General features: G+C 68.9%; 12 protein-coding genes. 3 read left to right on the top strand and 9 right to left on the bottom strand.

What is annotated here, in order from left to right; all coding sequences use genetic code 11:
• Nucleotides 1–12: 12 nt before the first annotated feature.
• Nucleotides 13–393 carry a peptidase inhibitor family I36 protein gene (locus BKN51_RS20050; protein ID WP_101609098.1) on the bottom strand — a complete coding sequence of 127 codons (381 nt, stop codon included), beginning with the start codon at nt 391–393 and terminating at the stop codon, nt 13–15.
• A 178-nt stretch (nt 394–571) separates the two neighbouring features.
• Here BKN51_RS20050 and BKN51_RS20045 point away from each other — a divergent pair, with 178 nt between their 5' ends.
• On the top strand, nt 572–3484 hold the full coding sequence (locus BKN51_RS20045; protein ID WP_101609097.1) for an nSTAND1 domain-containing NTPase: 2913 nt from the start codon (nt 572–574) through the stop codon (nt 3482–3484).
• Between the two features lie 12 nt (nt 3485–3496).
• Nucleotides 3497–3904: an SMI1/KNR4 family protein gene (locus BKN51_RS20040; RefSeq protein ID WP_101609096.1), complete on the top strand. Its 408-nt coding sequence runs from the start codon at nt 3497–3499 to the stop codon at nt 3902–3904.
• A 114-nt stretch (nt 3905–4018) separates the two neighbouring features.
• Here BKN51_RS20040 and BKN51_RS20035 read toward each other — a convergent pair whose 3' ends face one another.
• The 4 genes from BKN51_RS20035 to BKN51_RS20020 form a co-directional block, all read right to left on the bottom strand.
• Complete coding sequence (locus BKN51_RS20035; protein WP_101609095.1) at nt 4019–4654, bottom strand: hypothetical protein; 636 nt, start codon at nt 4652–4654, stop codon at nt 4019–4021.
• A gap of 283 nt (nt 4655–4937) precedes the next feature.
• Nucleotides 4938–5588 carry a hypothetical protein gene (locus tag BKN51_RS20030; protein WP_101609094.1) on the bottom strand — a complete coding sequence of 217 codons (651 nt, stop codon included), beginning with the start codon at nt 5586–5588 and terminating at the stop codon, nt 4938–4940.
• A gap of 163 nt (nt 5589–5751) precedes the next feature.
• Entirely contained in the window at nt 5752–7155 is a 1404-nt protein-coding gene (locus BKN51_RS20025; RefSeq protein WP_101609093.1) for an amidohydrolase family protein, read from the bottom strand.
• An 87-nt stretch (nt 7156–7242) separates the two neighbouring features.
• Nucleotides 7243–7701 carry a hypothetical protein gene (locus BKN51_RS20020; protein ID WP_101609092.1) on the bottom strand — a complete coding sequence of 153 codons (459 nt, stop codon included), beginning with the start codon at nt 7699–7701 and terminating at the stop codon, nt 7243–7245.
• Between the two features lie 256 nt (nt 7702–7957).
• Here BKN51_RS20020 and BKN51_RS20015 point away from each other — a divergent pair, with 256 nt between their 5' ends.
• Nucleotides 7958–8956 (top strand): ferritin-like domain-containing protein, encoded by a 999-nt coding sequence (locus BKN51_RS20015; protein ID WP_101609091.1) that lies wholly within the window; start codon nt 7958–7960, stop codon nt 8954–8956.
• Between the two features lie 57 nt (nt 8957–9013).
• On the opposite strand, the gene BKN51_RS20010 is transcribed toward BKN51_RS20015, so the two are convergent.
• The 4 genes from BKN51_RS20010 to BKN51_RS19995 are packed head-to-tail and all read right to left on the bottom strand — an operon-like array spanning nt 9014 to nt 14118.
• Nucleotides 9014–9658: a response regulator transcription factor gene (locus tag BKN51_RS20010; protein WP_101609090.1), complete on the bottom strand. Its 645-nt coding sequence runs from the start codon at nt 9656–9658 to the stop codon at nt 9014–9016.
• Nucleotides 9646–10869 carry a sensor histidine kinase gene (locus BKN51_RS20005; RefSeq protein WP_101613334.1) on the bottom strand — a complete coding sequence of 408 codons (1224 nt, stop codon included), beginning with the start codon at nt 10867–10869 and terminating at the stop codon, nt 9646–9648. The genes BKN51_RS20010 and BKN51_RS20005 overlap by 13 nt, the downstream gene beginning before the upstream one ends.
• Nucleotides 10870–10879: 10 nt before the next feature.
• Entirely contained in the window at nt 10880–13372 is a 2493-nt protein-coding gene (locus BKN51_RS20000) for an FtsX-like permease family protein (RefSeq protein WP_233224270.1), read from the bottom strand.
• Nucleotides 13369–14118, bottom strand: coding sequence for an ABC transporter ATP-binding protein (locus tag BKN51_RS19995; RefSeq protein ID WP_101609089.1), 750 nt, complete (start codon nt 14116–14118; stop codon nt 13369–13371). The genes BKN51_RS20000 and BKN51_RS19995 overlap by 4 nt, the downstream gene beginning before the upstream one ends.
• Nucleotides 14119–14272 lie beyond the last annotated feature (154 nt).

The raw sequence follows: 14272 nt of genomic DNA, 5'->3' as shown, positions 1-14272 counted from the left end.
ATGTTTCCGTTCTTAACAGGCGCGTAGCGAGCTGATGCGGTCGTTCAGCTGGCTGGGCACGTTTCCTCGCCAGCCGGCGGAAACACGCCAGAGGGTGCCGCCGTAGTTGATGTCGGTGTAGGTGCACCAGATCCTGCTGGTGCGGTTGTACACGGAGGAGATCTGATCGTTGGCGTTCTGCCCGCGAAGGTCGGCTGAGCCGGTCTGGAAGCGAATCATCCGACCCTGGCCGTTCGCGTGCTCCCACACGCAGAACCATCCGGACGGGCAGTCCGAGTAGGCGGCGATCGACACACCGCCGTCCCCGGACACGGCTTGTGCCGCCGTAGCCGGAGCGACCGCGGCCACTGCAGCGAGTCCGAGGGCCGAGCAGAGTCCTGTGAACCAACGCATGGGTGTTCCCTTTCGTCGTGTGTTCGCCGCCGGACGGTTCCGGCGGTGGCCCGCTCCCCCCTCGAGAGCGGGCCACCGCTTCTGTTTAGTGCGGACGGGTTGTCCGGTGTCGAGAACTGGACGCCGGACAACAAGGTCCGGACAATCGGTCACCGGCCTTGGGGAGGGGTGGCGGGACGTGCCACGCGCTGAACGACCGCTCGAGCTGGATGGCTCTCCGCTCGTGAATTTCGCTTTCGACCTGCGGACGCTGCGGGGCAAGGCAGGGTCTCCGTCGTACCGGGAGTTGGCCCGGCGCGCGCACTACTCGTCGACGACGCTGTCCGATGCGGCCGGCGGGCGACGGCTGCCCAGTCTTGAGGTCGCGCTGGCGTATGTGCGCGCGTGCGGCGGCGACGTCGACGAGTGGACTCGGCGGTGGCACGCAGTCGCCGCGGAGACGGCGCCGACCGCAGGCCGGTCCGTCGAGGATCACGAGGGGGCGCCTTATGTGGGACTACGTGCCTATGGCGGCGGCGATGCCGGAAGGTTCTTCGGGCGGGAGCGACTCGCCGACGACCTACTGCAGCGGATCGGGATCCAGCGGTTCGTAGCGGTGTTCGGCCCGTCGGGTTCCGGGAAGTCGTCCCTGATCCGCGCGGGCCTCGTTCCACGCCTGACGTCCACCGTCCTCGCCTTCACACCGGGCGCCCATCCGATCGAGGAGTGCGCGATCCACTTCGCGGCGGCGGCGAACCGTACGACCGGAGCCGTGTATCACGACCTGACCGGCGACCCCCGCGGCCTGCACCGGCTGGTGCGTCAGTTCCTGACGGCCGAGCGGTCCGACGGGGAAATCGTGATCGTGGTGGACCAATTCGAAGAACTGTTCACGCTGTGCCATGACGAGCGAGAACGGTCACGCTTCATCGCCATGCTCCTGACCGCGGCGGCCGCGGACGGCAGTCGCTGCCGCGTCGTGATCGGGGTGCGTGCCGACTTCTACCCGCGTTGTGCCCTGAACCCCGAACTTGCCGAAGCGCTCCAGGACGCGCAGGTCACCGTCGGTCCCATGACTCCGGACGAGCTTCGGCGGGCCATCACCCAACCGGCGATTCAGGCCGGCTGCACCGTGGAGAGCGCGCTGCTGACCACACTGGTCGCGCACACACATGGCCGGGCAGGCGTGCTGCCGATGCTGTCCCATGCCCTGCTCGAGACCTGGCGGCGCCGCAGGGGACACGCGCTCACTCTCGCCGGCTTTCGGGCCAGTGGCGAGTTCGACGGTGCCTTGGTGAACACCGCCGAATCGGTGTTCGGCACGTTTGACGAGCGTCGACAAGAGATCGCCAGGGATCTGTTCCTGCGGCTGACCGTGCCAGGGGAGGGTACCGAGGACACCAAGCGCAAGATCGCTGTCGAGGAGCTCGGCGACGACCCGGTCGTCGCCGAAGTCGTCGACCAGCTCACGCAGGCACGCCTGCTCGTGCGCAGCAGGGACAGCCTGGAGCTCGCCCATGAGGCGCTGATCAAGGCCTGGCCTCGTCTCGCGGCCTGGTTGTCCCGAGACCGCGAGGGGCAACGCGTCCACCACGAACTCACCGAATCCGCGGCCGTCTGGGAACGGCATGACCACGATCTCGACGCGCTGCTCCGCGGCACCCGGCTCGCCGTGGTGCGAGACTGGGCGGACAGCGGGGGCTGTCCGAACGTCAAAGAGCGGCTCTTCCTCGACGCCAGCCTCGCTGCCTACGAGCGGGAACAGACCGCGAAGCGCAGGCAGATACGTCGGCAGCGACGGTCCATCGCGGTGCTCATCGTGATGCTCTTGATCGCTGCCTCGACCACCGTCTACGCCACCAGTTCACAACTGCAGGCCACCCGGGAACGCAACGTCGCGCTGGCGCTGAACGCCGTCAACGACGCGGCCGAACTGAGCCGGTCCGTTCCCGGAGTCGCCGCACAGTTGAGCCTCGCCGCCTACCGGCTGCATCCGTCACCGGTGACTCGGGACACCCTCATCTCCACGGCAGGAGCAGCGAGACGGTTCCCCTTCCATCCAGGCGACGACTCATCGCCGGTCCTGGCCGGCGATGGACGGATAGTCCTGGTGGGACGGGGCGGCCAGGATCGCACGGAGCTCTGGTCACTAGCGGAAATGAACGTCACCAAAGCTCCGCGCACCACCCTTCTGGGCGGCAGATCCGCGAGCGTGAGCGCAGACAGCGGGACCGCGGCGACGGCGGCGGCCGATGGCACCGTCCGTCTCTGGGACATCAGAGAACCGGCGAAGCCCCGAGAACTCGCGACTCTGCCTGCGGCACCCGGCAGTGTCGCGCTCAGCCCCAACGGACGGATCCTCGTCGCCTCCAGCGCGGATCGAACACCGCCCGCGTCCGTGACTTCCGACTCGTCGGAGAAAGTCACACTCTGGGACCTCGCCGATTCTCGGCGACCCCGGGGCGTCGAGTTCCGTGGTTTGCCTATAAGGGCTTTTGCCGGAAACGAAGTACTGGTGACGTCGACCGCAGGGGAGACGGCCACGCATCGAGGCGAAAGGGAACAAATATGGGATGTGAGCAGTCCTGGCAGTCCAACGTTGACCGGGGAATCGGACAGTCAGGACAGTCAGGGCTATATCATCGGTAAGGAGTCTCATTTTTCTTCGTACGAGAGCGTGGGGGTTTCGAAGAAAGGTGGTGGAACCTATTTGGTCTGGGATGTGAAACCGCCTCGGAGTTCGAGGTTGCCGGCGTTGATGGACACGGTCGACGGAACCCTGACGGCCGTCGCTTTCAGTGCGAACGGGGCGTTCCTGGCCACAGCGGACGCCGTGGGCCAGGTGACGATCCGCAACACATGGACGCCTCGTGAGCCGGTACACATCATCAATCTTCCTGGCCGAGCCGGTGATCTTCGCGCTTTGGCCTTCGAGCCGAACGGGCGGGTCCTGGTGGGCATCAGCTTCGGTGAGAATCCCTCGGTGTGGCGCTGGAGCCTGGACACGGAAAGCGCGGCTCACACGGCCTGCGAGTACGGCACTTCCCGCAAAATCATCGAGGAGTGGGCGCGGTACTTTCCGGATGTCGCATACCGATCTCCCTGCGGGTAGTAGGGTCGCGGCGTGGCGACACTTGATGATCTGGTCCGGTTGGTCACGCCGTCGGAGACCCCGGTCGGTTTCGGCGACTGGCGGGCGGTCGAGGTCGAGCTCGGGCTCGTCCTGCCGGCTGACTTCAAGGAGCTGGCTGCTCGTTATGGAGCGGGAGATTTCGATGACATCTATCTGCTGAGCCCCGACGATCTCGCCGGGAGCGCGCGTGATCTCCTCGGAATGGCCGGGGGCTTTCGAGACGAGTGGCCGGAAGCGGTGCCGTTCCCGCTATGGCCGGAACCCGGTGGCGTACTGGAGTGGGCCCGTACCGGTAACGGCGACTCGTTGTGCTGGCTCACCGGCGGCGAGCCCGACGACTGGACGACCGTGGTGTGGAACCCGCGCGCCGGTGCCGTGTTTCGACCCGCATCGCGATGAATCCCACGTCACGGGCCTCTGACCTACGAAGACGCGTACGCACCGTCGGCTGGTATCGCCCGACGGACGAAAAGCCCGCGCCGGGAGCGGGCTTTTCGTTGTGGTCCCACGGAACTAGACGACCTCCAGCCCGATCACGTAGCCGTCCGGGTCGAACAGGTTGCGGTCCGGCGCATACGGGCTCGGGCCACCGTTCTGGCTCGCCCACGGCGTGAACTTCGCTTCTCCGTCACCCTCACCGGCGTCGCGCGCGAAGATCATGAAGCGGAAGTCGGTGAACCCCGCACCCGGTGGCAGCGGCCGGGTCTCGAGGAACAACTGGTACTCGTCGGGATCGAAGGAGTTGGAGTCGGTGATCATTCCCTCGGTGTTCCCGCCGCCGTCGCTTGCCCAAGGGGTGTAGACGATGGCGCCGAGTTCCCTGCCGTTGTTGTCCCGTGCCCGGCCGCCGATGCGGAAGTCGATATCGCCCCTGAGCAGCCCGCCGCCGAACGCGGGGTTGAGGAAGATGCGGGCGCAGTCCGGATCGAACCTGGTGGTGTCACTGACCCACGGGGTGGCGCTTGTGCCGCCGAAGTTGGCGAATCTGGTGAACCCTGGGGTGCCGAACTCGGTGCGGCAGCCGCCATCGCTCAGCTGGAGACCCACCGAGAAGTTCGGTAGAGGCGCCGCGCTCGCCGATGGTGCCAGTGTCACCGCCGCCGCACCGGCTACGAGCAGTGCGGCGATCTTCCCTTTCATGGTACGCATAGCTTCTCCTTTGCGAGTCGAATCCGTAGCACCACCGTTTCAAGAACCGGACGGCACTCGCTATGTGGCCGGAGGTGAATCTCGGCCGGAGAAGCAAGATCGAGTTGTCACTTTCACGGTTTCGGCATATGCGCGGAGAGTGAACCGCTGGTGTCGAACGGCTTCGTGCCCCTCGCCGTGCGGCGGGTTCATGAGGAGTACCAACGGCTTCCGGAGTCCTCTGCCACAGACCCGACGTGCTGCGGCCCGGACCAGGTGCACCAGAATCAAGCAGATGAGCCGGTCATCCCGCGCCGCCATCGAGTAGCCAGTGGTACCGCAGCCGTAGCGCCCGTTCCGTGCTGGCCAGCGCCGCGGCGACCCCGACCGCGATGTTGAGCCACACCGGAAGGTCCACGGGCGAGGTGAAGGTCCCGATATGCGCGGCGATCGGCGCCGGCCGGGTCAGCTTCTCCATCAGTTGCATGATCAGGACGGCCAAGGAGACGAGGAGCACGACCGAGGAGAAGAACCTGATCCCGCGGCTGAGCGAGGGATGGGCGTGGTCGAAATGGGCACGGCGCCCTTCGGCCGAGGCACGATCCGGGTGGAGCTGGCGCTCGGCTCCGCCGGCGGTGACGTAGTGACACCGCTTGAGCCCGAAGGCGCTCTTCTTCACTTCGATCGTGCCACCCTGGACGGGGAAGGCGGCCGGGAGCCGGGATCGGGCGTGATGTCTCCCGTCGAGGTACAGATCGGCGTTGGCGTAACCGGAGGAGTCGGTCCGTCCCTGCCGGACGTCGACGGCGTAAACGGTTTCCCCACCGTCGTCGGCCAGACGGAGGTAGAACAGTGCGCGGCCGACCTGCTGCCACCAGCGGAACCGAGGCAGCGCGTGCCCGTCGCCGGGTTTGACCCGCCGGGCGATCTGGCGGCTTCGCACCTTCTTGAACATGACTGGCCTCCCGAAGGACGATCCCGGCTTTTTGGCTCGGCGACGAGTCTGTCCATTCGACATCGGCAGCACATCGGGCCAGCGGCCAAACCGCGTTAGACCGGGGTCGAGTGCGGTGGTGCGACCTTGGTCGGAGGAGCGCGGGTCCTGGGTGCCGTACCGATCAGGCGAAGATCGGCCCCACTTGCGGGTAGGCGCTGATCAGCTCGGTGCGGAGCGCGCTGAGCCTGGGAGGGGCCGCTTCGCCGGGACGTGCTTGGTAACCGGTGTCGAGCAGCATGGGTTTGCCCCAGGCGAGCAGGCTCTCAAAGTCGTCAGCCGCGTCGTGGCCGACAAGCCGGTGTACCAGGTCGTGGTGTCCGTAGGCGATGTCGCCGCCGATCAGCACGAGCTGAACGTGGGACGGGTCGGCCGTCGCGACGTTTTCCCACGGGTCGTCGTGGTGTCGTTCGAACACGGCCAGGTCGGCCGGGCGGCCCGCGGCGATGGTGCCGAGCATGTCCTCGAGACCGGCGATCCGTGCGGCGTCGCGGGTGACCATGTCGACGAGTTTGCGGGCTCCTGGATCGTGCCCGGTTTGGGTGGCGAGGGATCGCCGGGCGACCTTCATTTCGGCGAGCAGGCTGCTCGATCCCGAGGGGAGCCAGTCGGCCCCCAGCCCTACCGGCATTCCCAGCCGCACGGCGTGCGCGGCCCGGGTGGTTTCGCCGTAGAGGCGCAGATTCGATTGCGGGGACCACACCAGCTTCGCGCCCGCGTCGTGCGCGTCGCCGAGTTGGGTCTCCGAGAGGGCGGTGCCATGGATGATGACGGTGGCGGGAGTGAGGCCGCCGAGTTCGACCAGAGTGTCGAACTCGGTCGCTGACCGCGAGTTGGACGGCTTGCCTTCGGCCAGATGGAGATAGAACGCCTTCACGGTGCCCGCGGAGATGCCTCGGAGGATGCTGGTGAGACTGTCCGCGCCTCGCGTGCCGGACGGCAGGTCGATCATCGCGCGGCCCACTTGCCCGCCGAAGATCCATTTGTCGACGTTGCGGACGAGGGCTTCGTCCTGATAGCGGGAGGCTTGCTGTCCGGCGCCTTGGATCGCGGTCACCCCGCCGACGAGCGCGCGGATCTCGGCGTACCGCAGCTGGGTCCACGGCGACAGTTTCTCCAGGAGCAGATTTTGTGGCCCACGAACGAGTTTCGCGTAGAGCTCGCTGCCCCGCCAGGCGTACCGGTTGACGTACGACTGCGGCGGTTCCCACGCGGCGAACACGTTGAACTCGGGATGGCCGTGCAGGTCGATCAACCCGGGAACGATCACGCCGCCGGTGTCGATCACTTCCACGGCCTCGGGCGCGACAGGCTCGACGGCCCGGACGACCCCGTCTTCGATCACCACGTAGCCGGGATCGATCGCCCTGTCCGGCGTCACCACACATCCGCCGAGCGCGATCGCCGCCGACGGCGCTCGCCGTAGCCTCAGTTCGCGACCTGGCCGCTCCTGCGCCACCGGATCCGGTGGCAGTTCCTCGGACACGGCTGCCGTGTAGGCGTGCTCGAACAGGTCCGGAGTACCCATGGCCACCTCGCACTCCACCCGTCACCCGGGCTGCGTCAGGTAGTCGCCGGGAACGAGCGCGCCGTTACGGACCTCGAGGCAGGCGAGTCACCTTCGCTGCAAGTCGTCTCGCATCGCTGACTGCACGGACTCCAAGGTGTGTTTGATCTGGCCTGCGTTGGCCTTCCATTCCGGGTCGGTGACGCCGTTGCCCGCCGCCACCACGTTGCGCAGGGCGCGGACGGTCCGGAAGTAGGCCAGCGCGGCCTTCGTCACAGCGGGCGGCGCGACCACTTCGAGATGGTGGCGCTGCTCGTAGCAGGACGCGAACACCTGACGGGCCGTCTCGTCGAGTTCCGCTTCGGTCAGGTCATTTTTCTTCGAAAGCGCCAGCAATTCGCTGCGCGACCTCGCCAATACGGAAAGAAAGGTCATGTACATGTCGCGCCGGATCTGCCGCCACTCTGCCGCCAATTCGTGCCTGTCCTTGCGCGCCTGCACTCCCAACGAGGTTCCCATGGCGATGGCCGCCCCGACGAGCGTGGCGAGAAGCGTCGTCCACTGCATTTTTCACAGGTTACGACCGGGACCTGGCCCAGTTCAATTCCTGATCGCCCGGGATTGTTCATCGGATCGTGGGGGCCGCGACGTCGGTTTCTGGTGAATTCCGGCCGAAGCCGGGACAAGACCAAGCTGATCGTCCGCCCAGCACGAAAACCGGGTGTCCGCGTAGTAGAGCCTCGTCCGCCGACGGCTACGGCCTGGTGGGCGGGTACGCCCGTCGTTGTGCGCAGGCAGGACACGGGCGGGAAGGAGATCGCTCGTGTTCGGCAAGCGTTATGCCGCGTCGATGATCAATCGCAGTGCGGAGAACGAACAGGATCGCCGCCGATTCCTGCGTGCCGCGGGGGTGACCGGGCTGGGTGTCGTCGGAGCGGGCGCTCTCGGCGGCCTGGGCGGCTCCATCGCGTCCGCTGCTCCGCGCCCGGCCGTCGCACAGGCTGCGGCCGAGGGGGTCAGCGACGGCGCGGTGCTCAATTTCGCGCTCAACCTCGAGTACCTCGAAGCCGAATTCTACCTGCACGCCGTCACCGGAAAGGGGCTCGCCGACTCGCTGACCACCGGTACCGGTACCCGGGGCGGGGTCAGCGGCGGGCGGGCGGTGAAGTTCAAGACGAAGGCCACGAAGCAGTACGCCCAGGAGATCGCCGGGGACGAGAAGGCGCACGTCGAATTCCTGCGCACCGCGCTCGGATCCGCGGCGGTGAGCCGTCCGGCGATCGACCTGCAGGCCAGCTTCACCGCGGCCGCACAGGCGGCGGGCCTGGTCCGCAAGGGACAGAGTTTCGACGCGTTCGCCTGCGAGGAGAACTTCCTCCTGGCGGCGTACCTGTTCGAAGACGTCGGCGTCACCGCTTACAAGGGCGCCGCGCCGCTGATCAGCAACAAGACTTATCTCGAGGCCGCGGCCGGGATCCTCGCTGTCGAGGCCTATCACGCCGCGAACATCCGCACCGCGCTCTACCAGCACACCGGCGGCCTCCTCGGCCTCGGCTTGCTCGGCCGGGACCTCCGCGAAGCCAGCGTCAAACTCTCCAACGCCCGAGACAGCCTCGACGGCACCACCGACCTCGACCAAGGCGTCGTCGACAAGAACGGCCGGGCCAACATCGTGCCCACCGACGGCAACGGCATCGCCTACAGCCGTTCCCCCGGGCAGGTCCTCAACATCGTCTACCTGAACCCGAAGGCCGTCACCTCCGGCGGGTTCTTCCCCAAGGGCGTCAACGGCGACGTCAACACCAGCGCCGCCAACGGCTGATCGACCCGTCCGGGCCGCGCGGACGCGCGCGGCCCGGACAGGCGCCGTGGCCGTCCGTCAGTGGTTGAGGTAGGCCAGCACCGCGCGTACCCGGCGGTGGCTGTCGTCGGCGGGCGGCAGGTCCAATTTCGCCAGGATGTTGCTGATGTGTTTTTCCACCGACGCGGGGGCGAGGACGAGTTCGGAACAGATGGCGGAGTTGGAGTGGCCTTGCGCGATCAGGCCGAGGACTTCGCGTTCGCGGGCGGTGAGGGTGGCGATCCCGTGGTCGCCGTTGTTGCGGGCGAAAAGCTGCCGCACGACCTCTGGGTCCATCGCGGTACCGCCGGCGGCGACGCGCTCGACGGCGTCGAGGAACTCGTCCAGCGCGGTCACCCGGTCCTTGAGCAGGTAGCCGACGGCGCCGTTGCCGTCGGCGATCAGTTCGGCGGCATACGCGCGCTCGACGTACTGCGACAGGATCAGGATCGGTGTCTTCGGTGCACGGCGGCGGATGGCGAGCGCGGCGCGCAGTCCCTCGTCACGGAAACCCGGTGGCATCCGGACGTCCACTATGGACAGATCGGGCACGTGTTCGGCCACCGCGGCCTCGAGTTCGGGGGCGGTGGCGACCGCGGCGACGACGGTGTGCCCGGTATCGGTGAGCATCCGCACCAACCCGTCACGCAGCAGCAGAAGGTCTTCGGCGATCACGATGCGCATGGCAGCTCCGCGTGGATGACGGTCGGGCCACCGACCGGACTGGTGATCGACAGGGTGCCGTCGAGTGCTTCGATCCGACGGCGCAGACCGTCCAAACCGGACCCGAGCGGGTCGGCGCCGCCTTGGCCGTCGTCGCGGATCCTGACCGTGAGCAGGCCGGGGGACTGGCTGATGGTCACGGTGCACGAATCCGCGGCGGCGTGCTTGACGACGTTGGAGATCGACTCGGCGGTCAGGAAGTAGGCGGCCGACTCGACCGACGACGGGATTTCGCCGAGTGCTCCCGCTTCGATTCCGATGGGGAGCGGCGCGTCGCCCGCCAAGGCCGCGAGCGCGGCGACCAGTCCCCGGTCGGTGAGGATCGGCGGGTGGATGCCGCGCACCAGCCTGCGCAGTTCGGCCAAGGCCTCGTCGAGTTGCCTGCGCGCGGTTCGCACGTCGTCCATCGCGGGCTGGCCGGAGATGCGCATCTTGCGGTCCGCCAGCGCGAGGGTCATCCCGGCGGCCACCATTCTCGCCTGCGCGCCGTCGTGCAGGTCGCGTTCGATCCGCTGGAGTTCGGCGGCCTGCACGTCCACCACGCGGCGGCGGGTGGCGAACAGTTCGCGGGCCCGCCGGGCGAGCCGGGCCCGCGGCCCCGGTTCGAGCAGGGTCGCCGCCAGCCGGGCCTGCAGCCGGGCCATCGTGACGACGAGCCACCACACCGCGGGTGCCAGCGCCAGCCCGATCACGGTGAGCGCGAACCGGCCGCCGACGGTGTTGAACAGCCAGTCCACGATCGGCGGCAGATAAGGGTTGGGCACCGCCCACAGCCACAGCGGCGCGACGATCGCGCCGAGGTCGACCACCGCGATGAGTGCGCCTGCCAGCCCCGCGACCCCGGCCAGCGGCAACAGAAGCAGCCACGCGAGGTCTCGCCAGGTCGCCGGATCCCGGATCACCGCGCGGCCGCGCGCCCACGGGTGGGCACGCGGCAACGGATCGTAGGGGGATTCGACCGCCCTGCCGAGGACCAGGCCCGCTCGCAGGCGTTCGAGCGTGGTGATCCGGCGGGTCGCCCACGTCACCGCGAGGAACGCGGGCGGACCGAGGTAGGTGAACGAGAGCACGCCGCTGACCAGCGTGGTGACCAGGGCCCACACGAAGGTGGCGGGCCCCAGCACCAGGCTGGTCAGCAGGTAGGCCAGTGCGCCGGCCCCGCGGCGGATCATGAAGGTCAACTTAGCCGTTGAGAGCGGGCAGTGACCGGCGTTTGATCACCAAGCGGGCGGGGACCGCCCCGGCGACCAGACCGAGCAGACCGACCCCGGCGATCAAAGCCAGATACCGCACCGGTTCGGCGAACAGCCGCCACTGCCCGTCCTGCGCGACGCTGAACGTGCCCACCACCGCACCGCTGATCAAGCAGCCGAGCACGAGCGCGACGATGACGGTGATGAACGTTTCCCGGCCGAGCATCCGGTGCAGCTGGCGTGCCGTGGCGCCGGCCAGCCGCAGATCGGCGAACTCGCGGCGACGGGCGCCGGTGGCGATGGCGAAGGTGTTGACCACGGCGATCGCGGTGAAGCCGAGCGAGATGACCACCATCAGCTCCCAGGCGGCCTGCTGGTTCTGGACGTCCGCCGTGCCCGCCTTCGGGTCCGCGGCGCCGGTCGCCGCGAGCGTCGGCCACCGCTCGCCGACCTTTTCGGCCAGGTCCGCCGGGCCTCGCAGGTACAAGGCACCGACGAGACCGCGGGGGTCGTGGGCGGCCACGAGTCCGGCGGGCAGGACGAGGTCACCGAAGCCGCGCCAGTTCGCGTAGACACCGACCACGGTCAGGTCGGCCCGGGTGCCGTCGGCCAGCCAGAACACCGGCCGGTCGCCCATCTTCCAGCCACGTGCCTCGGCGAGCGGGCCGCTCACCGCGACCGTCCCGTCCTGCAGCGGCAGTTCGCCCGCGGTGACGCCGAGATCGAGTGCCTGCTCGCCGGTGGTCCGCAGGCCCTGGGCCGCGTAGTCCTCCGGTTTGCCGCCCTCGTCGACGACCACACGGGTGCCGACGGTCGCCGCGGACCCCGTCACCTCGGACAGTGAGGCGACCTCGGCCGCGGTCGTCAGCGGCAGGCCCGGCGCGTTGGTGGCGGCTACCCGCACGGTCGCCGTCGCGGTCCGCGCGGCCTGCTGATCGGCGGTGACCTTGGTCAGGATGTCGCCGTTGAGCAGCATCGTGGCGTTGATCGCGAACATCAGGGTCAGCGGGATGGCGACCCCGACGACCCGGCGGCTCTCGGCGCGGGTCATCGCGCCGGCGAGACGGCCGAGCACCCCGGTGACGGCGCCCAGCCGGGACACCACGGCGGTCAGCGCGCCGACCGCGATCGGCCCGAGCGCGGCGACCGCGCAGAGCAGCAGCGAACACGAGACGAAGCCCATGCCCATGCCGAACTGGCCGCCGAGCGGGACCAGGGTCAGCACCGCGGCCGCGCCACCGGCCAGTACGACCGCGGCCACCACCCGCGGCACCCAGCCGATGTGGCCCGCGGTGACCGTTTCCCGGAGTGCCTGGGTCGGCGCGATCCGCGTCGCCCGGCGGGCCGCGATGCCGGTGGCGGACACCGTCACCAGCAGACCTGCCAGTACCGAGGCGATCAGCACCGGCACGTTCAGCGACACGGTGAACTGCGGCGGTACCGCGCCGAGCTCCCGGAACCGGGCGGCCACCAGTTCCGCCACCACGATCCCGATCGGCAGTGCGGGAACGGCCGCGACCAGGGTCACGAGCGTGATCTCCAGGCGCAGCATGCCGCGCAGCTGCCTCGGGGTGGCACCGGCCGTGCGCAGCATCGCCAGTTCGCGCAGCCGTTGCCGGACCGCGAGCGACACCGTTCCGGTGAGCACGAACACCGCCGCGAACCCGGTGATACCGAGGACGAAACCGAAGATCGAGATGGCGCCGATGTAGTCGGGCACCGCGCCGGGGAGATCGGCGGTCACCTTGTCCGCTCCGGTGTGGACGGTCGCCGTGGCACCGAGCCGATCCCGCAAGGCGGTGAGACCGGCCTCCGAACCGCGGACCACGACGGCGGTGGGCCCGGTCAACCCGGACACCTCGGCGACCTGGGAATCCGCGACGAACACCGCCGCCTGGCCCGGAACGTCGCCGCCGACCACACCGCTGACCCGAAGCTCGCGGACCCCGGAGCGGCTGGTCACTCGCACCGTCTGCCCGACACGGACACCGAACCCGCCCTGGACCACGACTTCGCCGGGTCGCGGTGCGGCGCCGTCGCTCAGCGGATACGGGGTCACTTCGGCGGACGCCCAGCCGTGCGCCACGGTGGTGGCGTCCGGTGCGCGGAGCGGTTCGCCACCGAGGTCGAGCGCGACCGGGAACGCGTAGTCCGCGATCGCCGTGGTCACACCGGGAGTGCCGGCGACCGTTTCGACGACGGCGGACGGCAGTGGTTCCGCGCCGGTGAGCCGCTCGTCCTTCGTCTTGACCTTGACCTTGTCGCCCTTGTCCTCCTCGGTGGTCAGGGTGATCGAGCGGTGCCCGGCGACCACGGCGTCGGCACCCCCGAAGCGATCGGAGCCCGGGCCCGCGGTCAGGACCGACCACAGCAGCAGGCCGCTGCCCGCGATCAGGGCGACCGCGAGGAAGGCGGTCAGGAGAGTGCCGACGAAGGAGCCGAGGCGATGCTTGACGCTCGCCACCGCCAGTTTCACGATCATTTGGTCAGCTCCATCATCCGTGCCGAAACCTGCTCCGCCGTGGGAGCGGGCAACTCGCCCGCGACCCGTCCGTCGGCGAGGAACACCACCCTGTCCGCCCAGGCCGCTGCCGCCGGATCGTGGGTGACCATCACGATCGTCGCGCCGAATTCGTCGACGAACCGGCGCAACAGGGCCAGCACCTCGCGACCGGTGGCGAGGTCGAGCGCGCCGGTCGGCTCGTCACCGAAGATCACCCCGGGGCGGGAGGCCAGCGCGCGGGCGAGGGCGACCCGCTGCTGCTGCCCACCGGACAGCTGACCCGGCCGCGCCTTTTCCCGGCCGGCGAGCCCCACCCGCGCCAACAGCTCCTTCGCCCACTCGCGGTCCGGGCGCTTGCCTGCCAGCTGCTGCGGCAGCAACACGTTGTCCCACACCGACAACGAGTCGACGAGGTTGAACGACTGGAACACGAACCCGACGTGTGCCCGCCGCACCGCCGTCAGCTTCGGCTCGCGGAGCCCGGCGATGTCCTGCCCCGCGAGCACGACCCGGCCGCTCGACGGCCTGTCCAGCCCGGCGGCGCAGTGCAGCAGTGTCGACTTGCCCGAGCCCGACGGCCCCATCACCGCGGTGAACGAGCCTCGCCCGAACCCGACGGTGACACCGTCGAGCGCTCGCACCCCGCCAGGGTGCACCTTCGTGACGTCGGCGAGCTCGACGACATCCCGCGGCGGTGCGTCCTTCGAATCCTGTACCAGAACCATGGTGAGGAGTCTGATCGAGCGCGGGGCGCGAACCCACCGAGGAGACAATGATCTCCGAGGTAGGGCTAGCCCTACCTCGGAGGGCGCGGGCGGCACCGCCGCGGCGGGACAGGACCTCCGGTGCTGCGAGGCGGCCGGTTTCAGGACCGAGGAA

Source organism: Amycolatopsis sp. BJA-103 (assembly GCF_002849735.1).
Lineage (GTDB): Bacteria > Actinomycetota > Actinomycetes > Mycobacteriales > Pseudonocardiaceae > Amycolatopsis.
Note: the sequence above shows the minus strand (reverse complement) of the source record. Positions and strands in the feature narration are given on the sequence as shown.